The following is a 21,533-nucleotide window of genomic DNA, read 5'->3' on the forward strand; positions in this document are numbered from 1 at the left end:
GTTGTAAGGCAGGTTTAAAACTTTCTTTACCCAATAGAAAGGCTACAGATTATCCAAAGATTTTAAAATATTCTTCATATGATCTATAGATTCTCCTATTTTTATTTCTTCTTTTAATGCTCCTACATTCGCTAAATCTTTTGCTAATTCATGTGCCATACCTAAAATAGCTTTTTGTAAATCATTAAGTGGAGAGTATAAATTGTTATTATTCTTTGAGCCTTTAGGCTGATCGATAGATTTAAAACAAGGCCATTCATTACCAGGCAAAGGACTGGTTCTATTAAAGATTTCTAGAAAATCAGGGGCGGAGGCATCTCTATCTGTTAAATGCTTAAAATTCCACTTCATACCAAGTGTTTTAAGCATAGAAGTATGCTGTTTTTGAGAGTTAATTACCTGTGGATCTGACCAAGCCGAGATTATAATAGTAGGAACTCTAATACCCAAACGATCAAAAGGGAAGCCCATTTCATGCATAGATCCATCATTAGGCGGTGTAGCGCATTTTGGCGGAGATACATGATCATAACAGCCACCATGCTCATCATAAGTTATGCAAAGTAACGTGTTTTCTGAGTTACTGCTATTTGATTTTTGGCTCTTAGAATTTTTAACGGCAGTATAAACCTCATTCACCAATTCTTCACCAGCGGTTACTGAGGAGGGCTGAGGAATATCCAGAATCTTAATTGGTGGATGCATGTCATTATGATTAAAGAATAACCTTGGCTCAATGAAAGAATAAGCTGGCAACTCTCCGTTTTCAACATCTTTATGGAAATCTTCCATATGTCTAAAATGTTGTTTCCGTTGCTTTTTTTCTTTAAAAAAAGGCCAGAGCTTTTGAAAGTGGATTAGTAGTGTTAACGGAAAGACATCATTTTTATCATAATAGATAACCCAAGGTTTACCTTGTTCTTCAAGACGGTTAAAGATTGTATCACGATTAAAATCTTTTTTCAACCATTTTAAATATTTAGTGTTAACCACCTGACCGTTAGATGTACCAGCGTTAAAAAATGAACGATTGCAAAAAGTTTGGCTAGGCACGGCACAATGCCAACGGTCAAAAACCGCAAAACTCTTGGCTAGCCCGGTCATAACAGGTACTTTCTCAGCTGCAAAGCATTCCATAATAATGCTATATTCATTACTATGTGGTGTATGGAAGATACCCATAGTGCTATTAATTTTATTATAATAATCTTGTACAAAACCCGTCATTGGAGCAGGATAAGGCAACTCTGTACACGCTACTGACTTAGGACTCCCAGTAACAGGTTGATTGTAAGGTGCTTTAAAATCTTTTTGTTTTGTAGAAAAGGCGTTTTTTGATGGGTGTACACAATTATACAGTTGTGTATTTATATGAGGAAAGTACTCTCCAGGATCTGGATTAGGATTATCCATAGTTGTACCTGGCCTAACCTTAATAGGTCCGCCACCACCGTGAACTTTTTCACCGTCCGTTCGGGTAGGAGAAGGATTTGAAAGATTTTTTCCTATTACACCATCAAATTTTTCGGAGGCATAACCTAAAATATTATCAAAAGAGCGGTTCTCTAACATTAGAACAATTACGTGGTCAAAGCAATCTAGTTTATTTTTCATAATTTTTTTAAAAAGTTAGTAGTTCTCTGTAAGTTAGGGTTTTAATTATAAATAAAATAATATGGTTAAAGAATTTAGAAGAGTATGGCAATCACAAACACTGAATTAAATAATAAATTCATGATTTAGATTATGTATTACTAAAGTTGTATTCCATTGTAATTATTTATTTTTATAGATAAATTTAATAACCGCTTCGGTAAATAAAACGGGTTCATTAGTAATTAATGGCCAAAAGAATTGTTTAAAATAAAAAAGAGGCTCACTATTTTCACTTTCCATTATAGATATTGTTAATATATCTTAACACTATGTTAATAACTCTCAACATATAAGCTCTATATTTTCTCTAAATTTACGTGTACTAAAAAATTAAAAATATGAAACACAATTACTTAAGTAAACATTTATTTTTATTTGTTTTAATTCTTTTTATGAGTATAAATGAAAATTTATTTGCTCAAACAGTTTTTATTAATGAAATTCATTATGACAATGTTAATGGAGATGAAGGTGAGGCAATTGAAATTGCCGGTCCTGCAGGAACAGATCTTACAAATTGGAGTATTGTTTTATATAATGGAGGAAATGGTGCAGCATACAAAACTACATCATTATCAGGTTCAATTCCAGATTTAGGGGATGGGTATGGAGTGGTTGCAGTAAATTACCCTGTAAATGGAATTCAAAATGGTGCACCAGATGCAATAGCTTTAGTAAATAACGCTACAGTTATTCAATTTATAAGTTATGAAGGCTCTTTAACTGCTGTTAATGGACCTGCAATTGGTATGACAAGTACAGATATTGGAGTTTCTGAAACTGGCACTACATTAATTGGTAATTCAATCCAGTTAATTGGATCAGGTTTATTATATACTGATTTTACCTGGCAATCACCTTCACTTAGTAATTTTGGGAGTATTAATTTTGGGCAAAGTTTTTCAGGTTCTATAGTTATTGATACAGAAGCACCAACCATACCTACAAATTTATCAACTTCAAACATTACACAAAGCACAGTAGATTTATCGTGGGATGCTTCAACAGATAATGTTGGAGTAGTTGCTTATCAAATTTTTGAAGGAGTAAATCAAGTTGGAACAACAAATAATACTATATTTCAAATAACAGGACTAACTGATAATACGATATATAGTTTATCCGTGAAAGCGGTAGATGCAACAGGAAATGTTTCTTTAGCTAGTGCGAGTGTTGAAATAACAACATTAGAAAACACAACTCCACCAATAACAGCTGGAGCGGTATTTATTAATGAAATTCATTATGATAATGCAGGAAGTGATAGTGGTGAAGGTGTTGAAATTGCTGGTCCGGCAGGAACAGATTTAACAGGTTGGACAATTGTACAATATAACGGAAATGGAGGAGCTTCTTATGGAACTACAAATTTATCAGGAGTAATTTTAGATCAATTAAATGGATATGGTACAATAGCTGTTTCTATAAGTGGCTTACAAAACGGATCTCCTGATGGGGTAGCTTTAGTAGATAATAACGGTACAACTGTTCAATTTTTAAGTTATGAAGGAACTTTTACAGCTACAAATGGTCCGGCATCTGGACTGGAAAGTACAGACATTGGTATTTCAGAATCAAGTTCTGAAGCAGTTGGTAATTCACTTCAATTAACAGGTAAAGGAAAAGTATATAACGATTTTACATGGCAAATAGTAGAAAATACATTTGGTGCTATAAACACAGATCAAAAATTTGGAGATTTGGTATTTATCAATGAAATGCACTATGATAATGCAAGTACGGATACAGGAGAAGGTGTTGAAATTGCAGGTTATTCGGGAACAGATTTAACAGATTGGAGTATTATATTATACAATGGAAGTAACGGAACATATTATGGAACAATTTCATTATCAGGTATAATCCCTGAACAAATGAATGGATATGGAACCCTTTCTTTTTCTAAAAGTGGTTTACAAAACGGTTCACCTGATGGTTTAGCATTAGTAAATAATAATGGTGTTGTAATTCAGTTTTTAAGTTATGAAGGAACTATTACAGCTACAAACGGTGCTGCATCTGGTATTGAAAGTACAGATATAGGCGTTGTAGAAACAGGTAGTACAATTGTAGGGACTTCACTCCAATTAATTGGTACAGGTTTAATATATTCAGATTTTACTTGGGAAACTGCTGATAATACTTTTGGAGCAGTTAACACTATGCAAATATTTGCTGATCCTAGCTCTGTAACACCAGAAATAGAATTATCAACAATTGCTGAAGCACGTGTTGTTGCCGATGAAACTACAGTAAAAATAACAGGAGTCTTAACAGTGTCCGATCAATTTGCTGGTTCTGCCTATGTTCAGGATGAAACTGGAGCGGTTGCCGTTTTTGATCCTTTAGTGCATGGAGATGGTTTATTTCAAATTGGAGATGTAATTACAATTACAGGAGTTAAAAGTTCTTATAATGATCAAATTCAAATTAGCCCAGTGAGTTTAGTTGAGCTTAATTTAGAATCAACTTTAACTATTGAGCCAGTAACTATTACATTAAATGAAATGGTAAATCACCCTTCTGAATTGGTACGAATTTTAGATCCAAATTTTCCAAAACCAGGTGATATTATGTTTGGTAATGCTAATTATGTGTTAACAGATGTAAGCGGAACAGGTGAATTAAGAATTGATTATGATGTTGAAGAAATTGTAGGTTTAGGGCAACCTGAGACTTGTAGTGAGCTTATAGGTGTTGTAGGAAGATATTTTGAAACGTATCAATTATTACCTAGACAAAAATCAGATATTTCTTGTGCCGGACCTTATGAACAATCTGGAAGTGATTTATCAATTTCTAAAGATAAAACATTAGATATAGTTACATGGAATATAGAATGGTTTGGTGATGAAGCTAATTCACCAGCAGCTGGAAATCCTGATTCAGATCAAATTCAAAAAGAAAGTGTTAAAAATGTACTTCAGCAATTAAATGCAGATATCTATGGTGTAGAAGAAGTGTCGGACGATGCATTATTTGCTCAAATGGTAAGTGAAATGCCAGGATATGATTTTGTGCTTTCAGAAGCAACTTCATACCCAAATGATACGGAAGGTGTTAAACAAAAACTAGGTTTTATTTATAACACAAATACTGTTGAAGTTGTTTCAACTAAAGTATTATTAGAATCTATACATCCTTATTACAATGGAGGTGATGAAAGTGCTTTAACAGATTTTCCAGATCCTGATAAATCACGTTTTTATGCAAGTGGTAGATTACCTTTTATGTTAACTGCGAATGTAACAATTGATGGTACTACGGAACAAATAAATGTGATAGACCTTCATTCAAGAGCAAATACAGGTGATAATTTGTTAAAATATAATATGCGTAAGTATGATATTGAAATGTTAAAAGACTCATTAGATGTATATTATCCAGATGCTAATGTAATTATGATAGGGGATTATAATGACGATGTAGATGAAACAGTAGCTAATGTTGCTCCAATAACAGATTCAACATTTAAGGCTTTTGTTGATGATTCAGAAAATTACAATGTGTTAACTGGTATTTTAAGTGAAGAAGGCTTTAGATCTTATGTTTCTTATGAAAATATGATTGATCATATTATGGTTACAAATGAACTTTCAGATAAATATATAAATGAGTCTGCAAGGGTACATTACGAATTTTATAGCAGTACTTATACACGAACAGCTTCAGATCATTTCCCTGTTTCTGCAAGATTACAGCTAAAATTATTAACTCTTGACGAAAGTATTTCAACAGATGTAACTTGTAATGGAGATTCTAATGGAACAGCTACAGTTAAAGTTTCTGGAGGAATTACGCCTTATACTTATGAATGGAGTGATGGCCAAAATACTTCAACAGCAATAGGTTTTTCTGCTGGTATTTATAATGTAACTGTAACTGATGGATTAGGAGCAACAATAACTCAGGAATTTTCTATAAATGAACCAGATGCTTTGGAAGTATTAACCTCTGAAAATAGTACGGTTTATCTTGGTTATGCTCCAGAGGAATGTACAACACTTTCTGTAACTGAAACTTTAGGAGGAACAGCACCTTATACTTACATATGGAGTACAGGTGAAACTAATGAAGTATTAGAAGTTTGCCCAGAAGAAAATACAACTTATACGGTAACTGTAACAGATGCTAATGGATGCACTGCAACAGCAGATATTAATATAACCGTTGAAAATATAACTTGTGGCAATAATTCTAAAAACCCAAAAGTAGAAATTTGTCATAATGGAAAATCAATTTGTGTATCTAAGAATTCAGTTCAGGCTCATTTAAATCATGGAGATAGCTTAGGATCTTGTTATTCTTCAAAAACCTCTGAGGAAAGTTTAATTATAGCGAACTTTAAAACATACCCAAATCCGATTAGAAATTTTATGAATATTAGTTTTGACAGCAATCAAAATTTAAGCTCTGATTTACTTGTATTCGATTTTAGAGGTCAACTAGTAAACCAATCTGCGCTGCAAATTAATGAAGGTAAAACAGAATCTAAAGTGAATTTAAGTAGTTTAGGAAGTGGTTTTTACTTTGTTAAAATTTTAGTTAATGGAGAAGTTAAAGAGGTTAAATTCATATATAAAGAATAATAATATTTTTAAAATTTACTTTTTTTAAGTTTTAAATTAGAAAAAAGCCATCAAGAGATTACATTTGATGGCTTTTTTTATTTATTAAGATTTATTATCAATGATATAAGTGTGTTTCCATTTATAAGTCTGTTTTAATTTAAAATCACATTTACAGTGTATTTGCCTTAAAATGTGACAAATACAAACCAACGAAAGGAGGGAAGTTTAAAGAGCGTGGAATGGAAAAATAGTTCTAAATAAATCCTTTTTTTTTATATTTTTGCGCTAAATACTACACTATTAAATGGCTACTGCAGAAGCACGTAAAGAACATCAAAACCTTGTAGAAGAGTTTTATAGTATCTAAAAAAAATAAATAAAATGAAAAAAATTAGTTTCTTATTAATTATAATCACATCAGTTATGTCAATACAGGCACAAAATACATTAACTGAAGCAGAAGTTTTTACAACCACAGAACAGGCTGTTGGTAATATTACGTTTACCAATTCTGGAGATTTAGTGTATAGTCATCATCCATTTTTTGCGCCAGAAAATAGAGTGATGCTTATGGATGCTAAAACAAAAACAAGCAAGCCTTATCCAAATAAAGCTTGGAATACACCAAGAGCCACCGATGATAATTATTTAAGTAATGTTCTAGGTATTAGAAACGATAAAAACGGTATTGTTTGGATGTTAGATATGGCACAACGTGATAACGTAACACCTAAAATAGTGGGTTGGAACACAAAAAACAATCAGTTAGAGCGTATTTATTATTTACCAAAATCAACAGTACCAACGCATTCTCAGCCAAATGATATGGTTGTAGATACTAAACATGGTTATTTTATAATTGCCGATGAAGGTATTGGAAACGGGGGTGATGGTACTAGTGCAGCATTTATTATTGTTGATATGAAAACTGGTGTAACACGTAGATTATTAGAAGGTACACGTACCACGTTACCAGAAAATACACCAACTGTAATAAATGGAAAACATTTAGCTGTAAATGGTACTGATTTATTAGTTGGAAACGACGGAATTACTGCTGATGCAAATTTTGAATACATTTATTACGGTCCGTTAAACGGAACAAAAATTTACAGAATTAAAACGTTAGATTTAGTAAATGAAGCGTTTACTGAAACAGAATTAGATAGTAAAATTGAAACCTATTCCGAAAAACCAAACAATGGTGGAATGAGTATAGATAAAGAAGGAAATATTTACTTAACAGCATTAGAAACCAATAGTGTAGCTGTAGTTTTAGCAAAAGATAAAAGTGTAAAAACTATGATAAAAGCCAGTAAAATGGTTTGGCCAGATGGTGTAAGTTATAATCATGTTGATGGTTACATGTATGTGTCTGCAGCACAAGTAAATAAAGGAGCTGTTTTTAATAATGGAGAAGATTTATCTACAAAGCCATTTTACATTTTCAGGTTTAAACCCATTACAAAAGGAGTTTCATTTAGATAATTTAAATTTTGACAATAACTCCTAATTAATGATTAATAGTAGTAAAAAGTTACTATTTTAAGGGGCTTTTACTATTTTCAAATAAGTAAAATAAAAAAGTTAGTAGTACCTTTCTAAAATTATTCGAAAAGTACAATTCCAATAATCAAGATTGCTCAAAATGAGAAAAATAGGTTTAAGTAACAGCTCTTAAAAAACTATAAATTAAGTAATTATAAGTGTAAATTAATACTCATCATAAAATATATGTACATATGATATTTCCGATTAGAATTTCAAAATTAATGAAACAGATGAATCTTAAGGAGTTCATAAAGCTAAGAACACTTCTATTATTAATTACTTGTTTAATATCATTTAATCAACTAGAGGCTCAAAATATAATATTTGAAGAACATTTTGAAGAGGCTACATTAAGATTTGATTATCACCATGCTGGTACAGATACTTCTGAAGTTATATATCCTGAAGAATATATTAAGGAAAGATATTGGTCTGGGAGTAAAAAGCATTTAATTTCTCCTTTTGATTATGGCAAGTATAAAGTTGTTATTAAAGATGCAGAAACTAAAACAACAATATATTCAAATGGTTACTCTACTTTATTTATGGAATGGCAAACAATGCCAGAGGCAAAGAAAAAAAAGAGATCATATTATGAAAGTGTAAATGTTCCATTTCCTAAGAATAAGGTAATTATAGAGATAAATAGTATAGATAAAAGCCAAAAATGGACCAATATTTATTCAGAAGAAATAGATCCAGCAGACTATTTTATAAAAAAAGAAAGAGAATTTAAATATAAGGTTGAAGAAATTCAAGTAAACAAATCCCCAAACAAAGCACTCGATATATTATTTATACCAGAGGGATATACAGTGAATGAAATGGATAAATTTATAGCAGACGTTACTAGATTAAAGTCTTCCTTATTTAAAGTTAGTCCTTTTAATAAATTCAAAAAGAGTATTAATATTAGAGCCGTGCTAGCTCCTTCTGAAGAAAGTGGTACTGATATTCCAGGACAAGGAATTTGGAAAAAAACTATTTTAAACACTAATTTCTATACTTTTAATAGTGAACGTTATTTAACTACAAAAGACATAAAAGCAATAAAAGATATAGCTGGAGTTAGTTATTACGATCAAATATACATACTCGTAAATACCGAAAAATATGGTGGCGGAGCTATTTATAATTTCTATAATTTATGTACGTCTGATAATAAATTTACAGAAGAAGTTTTTACCCATGAATTTGGACATGGATTAGCTTGGCTAGCAGACGAATACTATTATGATGATGATATGAGTTCTTTTTATGATAAAACTTTAGAACCCAGAGAAGAAAATATAACAACACTGGTTAATTTTGATAAAAAATGGAAGAATAAACTACCAAAAAAATTAGAAATCCCAACAACAGCATCACCTAAAAACATAAATAAAATAGGTGTATATGAAGGAGCTGGCTATACATCAAAGGGAGTTTATAGAGCTTTTCAAGAATGTAAAATGAAATCTAACAGCACCAAAGAATTTTGTGAAGTTTGTGAAGAAACGATAATAAAGGTATTGGAATATTACAGAGAATAATACCGGAGTATCTAAATTAAACGAGAGTTTTCTTTAGAAATGGATTAGCATTCATGAGTTTCTTTAATAAGCAATTGAAATGAATTAGTAAATGGCTAAAAGAAGATCAAAGCTTTAAAAAAAAAGGCTTGTAGACCGTTTTAGCGAATGCCCCAGTTGGCACTTTAGTAAAATACAGTTGCTTGAAAAGTTTTATGCCAAAACGTTACTTTTTCACTCTTTTTGTAATACTAATTTAAAAAGTTAATCACATATTTATTGGTATTGAAAATCCTATATTTGTCTATCGTAATTTGAATTGTATTATATAAATGAAAAAAATAGAGGTTGTAGCAGCAATACTTTGCTTTGATGATAAAATTTTATGTACTCAAAGAGCAAAAAATAAATTACCATATATTTCTGAAAAATTTGAATTCCCTGGAGGTAAGATCGAGCAAGGAGAATCAAAAAAAGAAGCTTTAAAAAGGGAGTTAATGGAAGAATTAAATATCACTCCAATTATTGAAAATGAATTTCTTACAGTAATCCATAATTATCCAGATTTTGAATTGACAATGCATAGTTTTATTTGTAAAATTGATAAAGTAAACATAAAACTTAATGAACATATTTCATCTATTTGGCTTTCAAAACAAGATTTGATGAAACTCGATTGGGCTGCTGCCGATTTACCTATTGTAAAAAAACTTATGAGCAATGAGTGATGGTTTACTAAATCAATTTCAAGAAAGTTTGCACACCGGGTTTATTGATAAAATACTAAAGTCTGAGGTTCTTTACCAACCTAAATTACTCGTTAATAAAAAAAAGCCTAAAACGAAGGTTTTGTCTACAATTCTTCATGAATTACAAAACTGTAATGAGTTTTATATTTCAGTTGCATTTGTTACCACAAGTGGAGTTGCAACAATAATAAACACTTTAAAACACCTCGAAAGTAGAGGGATTAAAGGGAAAATTCTTGTTTCTCAATATTTGAACTTTACACAACCTGAGGCTTTAAAAAAACTATTACGATTTAAGAATATAGATTTAAGAATTTTAACTTCTGAAAATTCACATTCTAAAGGTTATATTTTTAAAACAACATCTCATTATAATTTAATAATAGGTAGTAGTAACCTTACTGCATCGGCCTTAGCAACAAATAAAGAGTGGAATTTAAAGGTTTCGGCACTTAATGAAAGTGGTTTAGTTGATAAGGTATTAAGTGAATTTAATGCAGACTTTAAAAAAGGAGTTGTAGTTACAGAAAAATATATTTCTGATTATGAAATAATTTATAATAAGCAGCATATACTCAATCAAGAAAATTCATTTCAAAATTTGGTAAATGATTTCGTTGATATTATTCCAAATGAAATGCAAATAGCTGCTTTAAAAAACCTTAATAAACTAAGACTTGAAAATAAAAATAAAGCGCTTTTAATATCAGCAACTGGAACTGGAAAAACCTATTTATCAGCTTTTGATGCTAAAGCTTTTCAACCAAAAAAGTTACTATTTGTTGTTCATAGATTAACCATAGCAAAAAATGCTTTGAAAACGTTTCAAAATATTTTTGGAATAGAAACATCTATGGGCTTGTATTCTGGGCAGCATAGAGAATTAGAAAAAGATTTTTTATTTTCAACTATTCAAACTATTTCAAAGCAAAATCATTTAGATCAATTTGATAAACATTATTTTGATTATATTATAATTGACGAATCTCATCGGTCTGGAGCAGAATCATATCAACGTTTAGTCGCTTATTTTGAGCCAAAATTTTTATTGGGTATGACAGCTACACCTGAGAGAACAGATGGAAATGATATTTTTAGCATTTTTGATCATAATATTGCTTATGAAATCAGGTTGAATCAAGCAATGGAAGAGGATATGTTGAGTCAGTTCCATTATTATGGCGTAACAGATATCTCTTTAAATAATCAAGTACTTGAAGACACGAGTGATTTTAATTTATTAACGTCTAATGAACGTATTGAGCATATAATTAATCGTGCAGAATTTTATGGTAGTGATAATGGAATTATTCGAGGTTTGGCATTTTGTTCTCGTGTAGAAGAAGCAAAAACTCTTTCAGAATTATTTAATCAGCGAGGTTATAGAACAATTACACTTAGTGGAGCAAGTTCTGAAGAAGAAAGAAAAGATGCAATTGATAGATTGGAGTCTGATAGTTTATCGCAAAAGCTAGATTATATTTTTACAGTTGATATTTTTAATGAAGGTGTTGATATCCCAAAAGTGAATCAAATATTAATGATTAGACCTACTGAATCTGCTATTATTTTTATTCAACAATTAGGTCGAGGATTGCGAAAAGCCGAAGGAAAAGGCTACTTAACCGTAATTGATTTTATTGGGAATTATAAAAATAACTATTTAATTCCTATAGCTTTATATGGAGACAAATCTTACAATAAAGATTCTTTAAGAAGAATCATTTCACAAGGAAGTAGAACCATTCCTGGAGCATCAACAATAAATTTTGATGAGATTACAAAAGAGCGCATTTTTAAATCCATAGACTCTGCAAATTTAAGATTGTTGACAGATTTAAGGAATGACTATAAACTTTTGAAATATAAATTAGGAAGGTTTCCTTTAATGATGGATTTTATGGAACATGGAGAACGAGACCCTTTTTCGTTTGTTGAATATTCTAAATCCTATTATAACTTTCTAAATAAAATAGAAACGGACCTAAACTTCACGTTAAATAAAAAAGAAATAACCTTTTTAGAGTATTTTTCTAAAGAAATTAATAATTCAAAAAGGGTAGAAGAAAGCATCATTCTTAAATATCTAATTTTAGAAGGAAGTATTGAGATTTCTAAATTAAAAGACATTATATCTGCAAGTTATGATTATATTCCAACAGAAGAAACTATTCAATCTTGTATAGTAAATCTTAACTTTAATTTTATAAAAAAAGATTATAGAAATGTTTATAGAGCTGGTGATTTAATACAATGTGATGTTGATTTAAAGGAAATTTTATCTAATTTGAATTTTAAAAATTTCCTGATGGATTCGGTGGAATATTCTATTAAGAGTTTTACCGATTTATATGATAAAAACAATTATAAAGATGGTTTAATTAGATATAACAAGTATAGTAGAAAGGATGTTTGTAGGTTAATCAATTGGCCAAAAGATTTAAGCAGTACAGTTTATGGATATCGTACAAATAATGAAATTACACCATGTTTTGTAACCTATCATAAATCATCTGATATAGATGGTGACATTAAATACAACGATCATTTTATAACACCGTCTTTATTTGCTTGGGAATCACGTTCTAACAGGAAATTAGAAAGTCAAGAAATTCAAAAAGTAATAGCTTCTAAACGAATATTACTTTTTGTAAAAAAAGAAGATGGAGAAGGAACTGATTTTTATTATTTGGGAGATGCATCTATAGTTAAAGATTCTGTTAAGCAAGATAAAATGGAGGATTCAGGTTCTCCTGTGGTTCATTTTACATTTGAGCTCGATGAACCTGTTACCGAAACACTTTATAATTATTTAACGAAAAACGATGTTTTAGAAAACAACAAAACGCTACAAAAAGATGAGATTACTTTAATAAATGAAGAACCTGAAGTTGTGATAACTAAGGAAAATGAAATTCCATTTTATAATTTTTATGCTGCTGCAGGTTCATTTAGTGAAATGCAATCAGATAAAGATTTTGAGCTAATATCAGTTCCTGAAAAATATAAGTCTAAAGAAGATTATTTTGCCTGCAAAATTAAAGGAGAATCTATGAATAAAGTTATTCCTAACAATTCTATTTGTATTTTCAAAAAGTATACAGGAGGTTCTAGGAATGGCAAAATTGTTTTGATTGAAAATCAAGATATTCAAGATCCTGATTTTAATTCCTCATTTACTGTAAAAACATATTCTAGTGAAAAAATAGTTACAGATGAAGGTTGGCAGCATGTATCAATAGTACTAAGACCAAATTCTTATGACTCAAAATTTGAAGATATTATTATAGACGAGTATAATGGTTCTAATATGAATGTTGTCGGTGAATTTGTTGCTGTGTTATAAATTAAACTAAAAAGGATAAACTAGGCTTTATTTCTAATTGCTTCAATATCTATTTCTGATGAATTAATGTACAGAATATTGCAAAGAAATTAAAGACGTTTAGGATATGAGATAATTGTTCATTTCTTTATTATTTTAAAATGTTGAATTCACGAATCTCCTAAAGTTAATTTGCTATTGATATAAATCTATATCTATTGTACTTCCTCATTTACTCAAATTGAGTATTGGAAATAATAAATTATTTAGTCAAATTTGATGTATATAATTGAAATTAGAATAATGAATTCTTTTAGTAAATTATAGTTACAATTGATCACAGGATTTTAATTCTACGAAAAACACAATCAATTCATGAGCGCTTAATAAAATAATAAAGCGATAATTATTTAACATTTTTAAGCAACTATTTAGGAGTGTAGTGAAATTAGACATTAAGAACACTTAATTTAATAATAATTCAATTTTAAACGGATGCCTTTTAAAGTTTGTACTACATGTTCTGGAACTGGTCAAATAGGAAATGCTTTTTCCTCTGAAATAACATATTCTATTTGTTATAAATGTGGAGGGAGTGGGCAAATAATGTATTCTGAACCTATACCTAAAACTCAACAAAGAAATAAACGTCAAACAAGAGGAACACATCAAGTAAAGCAATCACCAAACACCACAAAATCAGAAAATAAAGGCTTACATACTATTTTAGTAATAGGAGGAGGACTTATTGGTTATTTTCTTTCAATAATGTACATAACAAAAAGTTTAATAATAGCAGGAATAATTGGAATTATTACAGCTCTGATAATTTATAAGTGGGGACAGAAATTATTAATAATTGTTACCATAGCTGGATTTATCTATTTCTTTTTTATAAAGGATAAATAACTTGACTTTTTTTAAGAAATATGTTTTTTTATTAACCTTTTAGTAAAGTTGTGGTAGTTATATATCACTATATTACAGTAGCTTAAGATAAGTTTATTAAATCAAATGCAGGAATAGACTTTTGGATAAAATAAATACATTTTTAATATTGAATAAAAGATGTAATAATATGTATCATATAAATATGTAGTATAGCAAGAATTTACTGTATTTTATTCTTACTTTTTTATTAAAATTAAACAAGAAAACATTATTAATTAAAAATATACAAATGGCATTATTAAACTGTTTTGATTGTAAAAAAGAAATATCTATAACTGCTATTAGCTGTCCTGAATGTGGTTTTGAACTAGCAAATTATTTTAAAACAAATTTATCCAATAAAACAATTGGAGTTCCATTATCCCCAATTTTGTACTGGGAAAATTGGCATTTGGGCTATTTTATGAAACGGATAGGAAAACCGACAAATAAAGCGTGGGTAAATAAGGGTGATCCAATTTACGTCTTTGGTGATAGGTTTTGTATTCTTTCACCTATATCTGGAAGACTCGTGAATTATAACAAAAAAACAAGTAGAAGTTATGATATAAAATATTTCTTAGAGTGCAAGGAGTTTATAGAAATTCAACCACTTATTAATTCAGATTTACACGAAGAAATAGTTTATTCTAAAATGAGGGATTACCTAATTGATTTGGACAATCAATTAGCGTTAAAAAGAACATTTTGGATAAGATTTGAAGAAGCTTGTTTTGGAAAACAGAGTTACCCTTTGTACACTATTGATTGTAAGCGAAAATTTAATTCTAAAGAGGCTTTGTTCGATACTATCAATGACCTTGACAATGTTAAATGTATTACTTTTTAAATTTTCTCACTAACATAACGTTTTATTAAATCTAAAAGCTAGCTTTTATTAAGAGTTGGCCGCGTTATGTTACTTTTCTTTACATCTTTTTTTTATTATTCTAAATTTTAAATAAACGAATTTTCATTAAATTCATAGCTGGCAAAACCAGCTATTTATTAATAAAATAGACCATTCTTATGTTTATTAATACTTGAGTTTCATAGAATATTTATGGTAGTGACTGTAGGAGATTCAAGAGTTCATTAATGAGAAATCACTTTTTTTGTTGACTGGCGAAAGGAGGGAAGAGTAATGTGTGTATTATGGTAAATATACTACTTGAATTTTATATATTAGAGGTTTAATAAAACAGAGGACAGGTTATCATTTACCATCCTTTAAACTGTCTTTTTAAGGCTATTAATAATTGAAAAATTACTTAGAGTTAAGACCGTTTTTAAATAAGGTTAACTCATAAAATATAGATAATAACAATGAGAAAATATTACACTAGAGCACTACTGGTGCTGCTACTTATTTCAAATTTTTCTGTAAACGCTCAAGAATTAAATAAAAAAGCTAAGAAAAAAATAGTTCAGCTAGAGAAATTGATGTCACAAGCTCAAAAAAAAGGATTTGATGTAACCCGAGAAGAAACTGTAATATGGTTTTCTAAAGAGTTTTTAAAAATTGCAAAATGGGATGAAAACAACACTCCTTTTATACAGGATGCTTTTGAAAAATTTACGCCTTTAAAAGGTGATAAAGCTGCAATGGCAAAGAACCTTCCTAATTTTGAACGCCAAAAAGTAATTGAAATTTTAGATAATGGAATTAATAATCTTACTTTGGTTATAAATGGAACCATTGTAAGACGACCAGTAGCAAAAGTAGATTGGGAAAATATAAAAGTTGAAAAAGATCAGTTTACTAGCAATGGAAAACCCGTATTTTTATATGATTATTTTTCAAAATCAATGGGCAATCCTACTTCAGATACCAGAATATATAATGATCACCTAGGAAATATTGATCATATAGGTGGTTTTACGCCTCAATTATTAAAAGAAGATGGCACTTTTGTTCAGCGTACATTAGATAAAATATCCAATCATCCAGATACAAAAGTAGGCTATGCGTTACTTTGGAATACAAACGTTCCTAAATGGGTTAAGGAACAAGATCCCGAGGTGACTAAAGGAAGATGTACTTTTATAGGTTTTGATATTGATAATCCGCTAATGCGTGAAATTTGGAGCGATATATTACAGAAAACAGGCGAAATAACAAAAGGAAAAAAAGGAGTACAGCTAGGTTATATTTTGGCTAACGAACCTCATTGGTTATCAGAGAAAGGCAACTGGGCGTTTAAGCGTGGTGAAATGAATGAACTTTCATCGTACACATTAAACAAGTTTAACAATTGGCTAAGCAAAAAATATAAAAATAACATTACAGAGCTTAATAAAAACTGGAATACAAAATTTAGCTCTTTCGAAGACGTTACGTTTATTTTTCCACTAGAAAAACATACAAAAGGAACTCCGTTAAGATACGATTGGGATCGCTTTAATATGGATAGAGTAGTTGAGTGGTTTTCTTTTTTGCAAACAGAATTACATAAAACAAACCCAGAAGGTGATACTCATATTAAGCTTATAACACACTTTTTTTCTGATGATGATCGTTCTCATGGAATTGACATTGAATCATTGACCGAATTAACAACAATGATAGGTGATGATGCAAAAACAAGAGAAAGAGATATCCGTTATGATAAATTAGAACCTTGGGAAAAACACTACTCTTATAATTGGGAAGAGCTTTGTGTTTCGTATGATTTTATGGAGTCAGTAGCACCTGATAAAATACATGTTAATTCAGAAACCCACTTCTTATCCAGTGTTGCTTGGCGAAAACTAGATACTTCACCCGAATATATTAGAAATAACTTTTGGTTAGCTACATTACATGGTATGGATGCAGGCTTATCGTGGTTTTGGGCAAGAGATCCTGATGGTTCTCCTGAAGCTAGATTCGAAAATAATGTTAATTCAAAAGATAAGGCTTTAACTAAATCTTTTGCAGCATCAGTTAACATGCAACCACAAGTAGCAAATGAACTTACCCAGGTAATGATGGATTTAAATAGCTTTTCAGAGGAAATTATGGCGTTACGTCGTCAGCGAAAACCAATACGGTTATTTCACTCCGAAACATCAGCCATTAATAAAAAACATCATATGACTGAACAATATGATTTGTACGAATCATTGTTTTTTGAAGGTTTTCCCGTTGGATATGCTACAGAAAAAATCATTAAAAAACAGGATAACAGCAATTGGGATGTTATAGTTGTTTACAAAACAGAATACGTAACTGATACAGAGTTTGAAACATTACAAAATTACCTAAACAACGGAGGAACTGTTATTATTGATAATAATGCCAGTCTTTCAATGAACGAATATGGACAAAAACGTTCTAAAACACTTGTAAACGGTAAAGGAGCTTTACATACCTTAAACACAAATAATTATGAAGATTTAAAATTATTTGCATTAGAATTAATAAAAGACAAATTACCAGAAGTTGTTTTAGCAGAAACAAATGGCCTAACAAATAAAGGTTGTAATTGGAGAATAGCCCCAAATAATAAAGGAGGCTATATAATGACAATTATTAATTTGGGAAAAAATAAAGCACAGCTAAAAGTTTCAATGAAAAATGGTGATAGCGTTAAATGTACAAACATGCTTACCAAGCAACTATTAGGTTCAGCATTTGAACTTGATGTTCATGGAGTTTTATTACTTGAAATAGAAAAATAAATATTAGGAAATATTACAACTTACAAATATAATTTAGAACTATAAGCCTCAATTGCTTTTAACATAATTATTTATAGTTTTCATGTATTTTTTATAAAATCACTGAAAAGAATAAAAGAGTTATATTATTTTTGTGTTTTATTTATTTTATATAAATCCTGAAATTTGTTAAAGAAAACTCAACAATTACCCCAAGAACAATTTATAGATACAGATTATTTCATTTACTGTTTAGAAGCTGTTTATGATATAGAAACGGACAAGGTTACCGAAGCACAAAAAAGATTAGAACATTTGACCATGCAATATGGAGTAGCCAGTATTTATAAAACATGCGACACCATTGAAGGTTTAGAAACTAGCTTAAATGCATTGGTCTTGGATGATCATAATTTTAAGGACTATGAAATAATCTATTTTGTTATAACAGGTGAAGCAAATACTATTTGTTTAAATAACTACTACTATAGTTTGCAAGAAATTGCAGAAATTTTTGAAGGAAGATTAGAAGGTAAGATTTTACATTTTTCAAATGCAAAAGTTCTAGATTTAGACGAAGAAGAAGCACAATATTTTTTGGATATTACTGGTGCAAAAGCTGTTTCTGGGTACGGTAATGAATGCAATGGAATAACTAGTTCAAATCTTGATATGGCATTTTTTAATTTATTTAACGAAAATGAGAATATGTTAGATGTTGTAGAAGAGTTGCATCAAAGACATTACAAAGTATGTAAACTACTTGATTTTAGATTGTATTATTAAACTAAGATCTATAAATACCCCAAACCCGTGACAGAGCTTAGGGAATACTAATTATAAATTTAGGACTTCAATGTCGTTAAACTAATTATTTCTTTATTATAGCCCGCAATATTTCAAGATTTTGACAACCTGTTCTTTTATATTCCACAATAACCTCTTTATCAGATTTAAATGCTTCTCTAAATAAATTAAGCATACCCTTATTTACTTCTGAATTTTCACCTGATTTAAGGTTAAATCCAAATGATTTGTCATTAATACCTTCTAATTGAAAAATTACTTCGGTGTTCAAATTATCATAAGCTGGACCATATCCTGTGCCTGTTTCATGTACCCTTAAAAGTTTAACTTTACCATGAGAAGAAATTATTTGCCCAATACCAGCATTCGAGTGAGGAGGCAAATTGCTAATTTTAAGTAGACCACGATTGTTTGTTGATACGTAAAGTGCTTGATTACATGGGTCAGTATAGGTGTCATAATACCCATTGTTTACTCTCATTGGCATGGCTTCACTTAAAACTAAATGTTTCCAATCTTCTCCATTAATAGTATAAAACACTCCTGCGGGACTAAAGGCAAAGCGATATCCTTCACGATATGGATCGAATAGCATGTCGAGAATTAACGCTTTCCCTGGGTTTGGACTATTTCGAATATCAACAGGATATTTACCATTTACAGTAAGATTGTTTCTTAAATCTATATCTATTATCCAATTGTCACCACCATCTACAGATTTATAAACGTTAGTATTATCTTGAGCATAAAGAATATCTTTTCTATAGGGATCAACAAAAAACCGTCTGATGTTGTTAGGAGATGGGTTATTAGCAGCAGGTATTATTTGCTCCCATGCTGTCATACCTTGTTGCCATTTCCATAAATTACCATTGCCACTTGGTATATCTCTAAAATCTACATTACTAACATAGTATGTTGGGTTTTCGTGGCCTCCAGAAGCCTGAACAACTGTCATATCCTGATCCGGTAAATCGGGGCCTTCTTGAAATACTAACGCACCTGAAGCTTCTGTAGTCGCAGTTGTGATCCAATTATTAGGATTGTCTATTAAATCTAGTTTGGTAGTTCGTAACAAAACCGCGCTATTTGACTTTCTTAAAATGGTAATAAAATCACCTCGAGGCTTTGGTTTCTTAAGAGCTAAGGTTTGTATAAGTGGTCTATATCCAACATTATAGTAAGGGCTAGATGCAATCCAAGAACTAACGGTACCGCTTGCTCTAATAACTCTTTTAGGAAACGGAGCCGGAACAGTAGTCCGATCGTTGGTTCCAAAAGCACCGTTTGGAATACCATTAGGTTTTGAGTATAGAAAAATTGCCCCTCCTTGATGGCGAGGTGCAAAAACTAAGAGTCTTGATGGCTGATTGGGATCACTAAATGTACAATCATTATCACCACCTCTATAATCTTGGGTAATCCAGTTTTTTCCTCCATTGGCGCTAAAAAAACCATTATTATCTCCCATTCCAATACAAATACTTGGCAGTGCTCCGTTCGTTTTGGGTAAAATAGCAACGTTAACAAGTCCTAAGGTTGTAAGTTGATCTCCAAGAGTCCAATCTGTTCCTCCATTTGTACTTACTACTATACCGCCATCATTAATTAGAAAAACCTTTCCTATTCCAGAACCTGATGTGCTTTTATGTTGAAAATCAGAAGTTACGCTAATACTTCGCGGATCGACATGTATATTTTGATTGTCAAATCTCTTCCAACTATTTGTAGTTACAGGGTCTCCTTTAGAAATGTGTACTGTTCGCCGGTCTGAGGCTATTATGTAAAAGTCTCCATTTGGAGCTATATGAGGATAAATAAAATTTGTGCCGCTAGCCGTTGTGCCTGAAAAATCATGAGAAAAAGTAGGTAATTGTGTCCATACTCCATTTCCATTTGTGAAATCACCTTTCCAAATTTCTGCCAGGCTAGGTTCATTTGGCGCAGGATTGAGGTCATTTCTTATTACGTAAAGAATTTCTGGTTTTGATGGATGAATTGCCACCGCTTTAGAACTGACTCCCAGACCATCTGCGGGAAAGGGTAAGGAGAAATTAAAAGGATCTTGGTTCCAAGTGCTTGCTCCATCCACTGAATACCAAATTCGAGAACCCACAGCATAAACACGTCTTCTATTTCCTTCTATTGGACCTATTTCTACGTAACTAATTGTTTGAGAACTCACGGTAGAAGGAAAACTTTGAGTCCAAGTATCACCTGCATCGGTACTGATTCCGACTGAAAATTGGCCTGCTGCAACTAATAAGGAAGGGTTATCGACGGCAAAGTCTATATCACCCACGCGCCCTACAGCACCTGAACTATTTTGAAATTGAAATACATTCTCCCAAGTTAATGCACCGTCTTGAGAACGATAGATACCATCTTCTTTTGGATTTCGCACATCATTTCCGGTGGCAGCAAAGACAAGGGCTGGGTTTTCATTTGATACGGCAAGGTCATAAATATTTGGGGATAGCAAACTGCCAGGTATGCCTGTAATAGAATCTGTAGGATTAGGATAATTAAACCCATGCCAATTAAGTCCACCATTAACAGATCTCCACACTCCAGAATTTCCACCTATATAAACAGTTTCTCCATCTTTAGAAATGGCCATGCTATGAGCTTTACCAGATATTGATTGATGATTAGGCGGGAATTTAAATGTTGTATTCCCTTTTAGAGGACTTATATTCTCAATATGAACCTGAGCCTGTAATGGCATATAACAAAATGATGTCAATAATAGCACTGAAAAATATAATCGAAAGTTGGTCATAATATTAAA

The 21,533-nt window shown here is 30.9% G+C and carries 11 protein-coding genes; 9 read left to right on the forward strand and 2 right to left on the reverse strand.

Translation table 11 applies throughout. From position 1 onward, the window contains the following. Window positions 1-42 precede the first annotated feature (42 nt). Window positions 43-1,614 carry an alkaline phosphatase family protein gene (locus DAD81_RS08070; protein WP_111707743.1) on the reverse strand — a complete coding sequence of 524 codons (1,572 nt, stop codon included), beginning with the start codon at window positions 1,612-1,614 and terminating at the stop codon, window positions 43-45. A gap of 380 nt (window positions 1,615-1,994) precedes the next feature. On the opposite strand from DAD81_RS08070, the gene DAD81_RS08075 reads away from it, so the two are divergent. The 9 genes from DAD81_RS08075 (at window position 1,995) to DAD81_RS08115 (ending at window position 18,721) form a co-directional block, all read left to right on the forward strand. After that, window positions 1,995-6,245, forward strand: coding sequence for a T9SS type A sorting domain-containing protein (locus DAD81_RS08075; RefSeq protein ID WP_111707744.1), 4,251 nt, complete (start codon window positions 1,995-1,997; stop codon window positions 6,243-6,245). 363 nt (window positions 6,246-6,608) lie between these two features. Next, window positions 6,609-7,715 carry a major royal jelly family protein gene (locus tag DAD81_RS08080; protein ID WP_245949195.1) on the forward strand — a complete coding sequence of 369 codons (1,107 nt, stop codon included), beginning with the start codon at window positions 6,609-6,611 and terminating at the stop codon, window positions 7,713-7,715. Window positions 7,716-7,999: 284 nt separating this feature from the next. Next, on the forward strand, window positions 8,000-9,310 hold the full coding sequence (locus tag DAD81_RS08085; RefSeq protein ID WP_179950037.1) for a M64 family metallopeptidase: 1,311 nt from the start codon (window positions 8,000-8,002) through the stop codon (window positions 9,308-9,310). Between the two features lie 311 nt (window positions 9,311-9,621). After that, a complete protein-coding gene (locus tag DAD81_RS08090) occupies window positions 9,622-10,017 on the forward strand; it encodes a (deoxy)nucleoside triphosphate pyrophosphohydrolase (RefSeq protein WP_111707746.1) in 396 nt (131 codons plus the stop codon). Beyond that, a complete protein-coding gene (locus DAD81_RS08095; protein ID WP_111707747.1) occupies window positions 10,010-13,384 on the forward strand; it encodes a DUF3427 domain-containing protein in 3,375 nt (1,124 codons plus the stop codon). The genes DAD81_RS08090 and DAD81_RS08095 overlap by 8 nt, the downstream gene beginning before the upstream one ends. Window positions 13,385-13,858: 474 nt before the next feature. Continuing rightward, window positions 13,859-14,272 (forward strand): hypothetical protein, encoded by a 414-nt coding sequence (locus tag DAD81_RS08100; RefSeq protein ID WP_111707748.1) that lies wholly within the window; start codon window positions 13,859-13,861, stop codon window positions 14,270-14,272. A gap of 271 nt (window positions 14,273-14,543) precedes the next feature. Then, window positions 14,544-15,143: a hypothetical protein gene (locus DAD81_RS08105; protein ID WP_111707749.1), complete on the forward strand. Its 600-nt coding sequence runs from the start codon at window positions 14,544-14,546 to the stop codon at window positions 15,141-15,143. A 476-nt stretch (window positions 15,144-15,619) separates the two neighbouring features. After that, window positions 15,620-17,956: an alpha-amylase family protein gene (locus DAD81_RS08110; RefSeq protein ID WP_111707750.1), complete on the forward strand. Its 2,337-nt coding sequence runs from the start codon at window positions 15,620-15,622 to the stop codon at window positions 17,954-17,956. A gap of 165 nt (window positions 17,957-18,121) precedes the next feature. Further along, a complete protein-coding gene (locus tag DAD81_RS08115) occupies window positions 18,122-18,721 on the forward strand; it encodes a DUF6642 family protein (RefSeq protein WP_111707751.1) in 600 nt (199 codons plus the stop codon). Between the two features lie 85 nt (window positions 18,722-18,806). On the opposite strand, the gene DAD81_RS08120 is transcribed toward DAD81_RS08115, so the two are convergent. Then, complete coding sequence (locus DAD81_RS08120) at window positions 18,807-21,524, reverse strand: WD40/YVTN/BNR-like repeat-containing protein (RefSeq protein ID WP_157961102.1); 2,718 nt, start codon at window positions 21,522-21,524, stop codon at window positions 18,807-18,809. Between the last annotated feature and the right edge of the window lie 9 nt (window positions 21,525-21,533).

Origin of the sequence: Lutibacter citreus, assembly GCF_003260195.1 — a bacterium.
GTDB classification, from domain to species: domain Bacteria; phylum Bacteroidota; class Bacteroidia; order Flavobacteriales; family Flavobacteriaceae; genus Lutibacter; species Lutibacter citreus.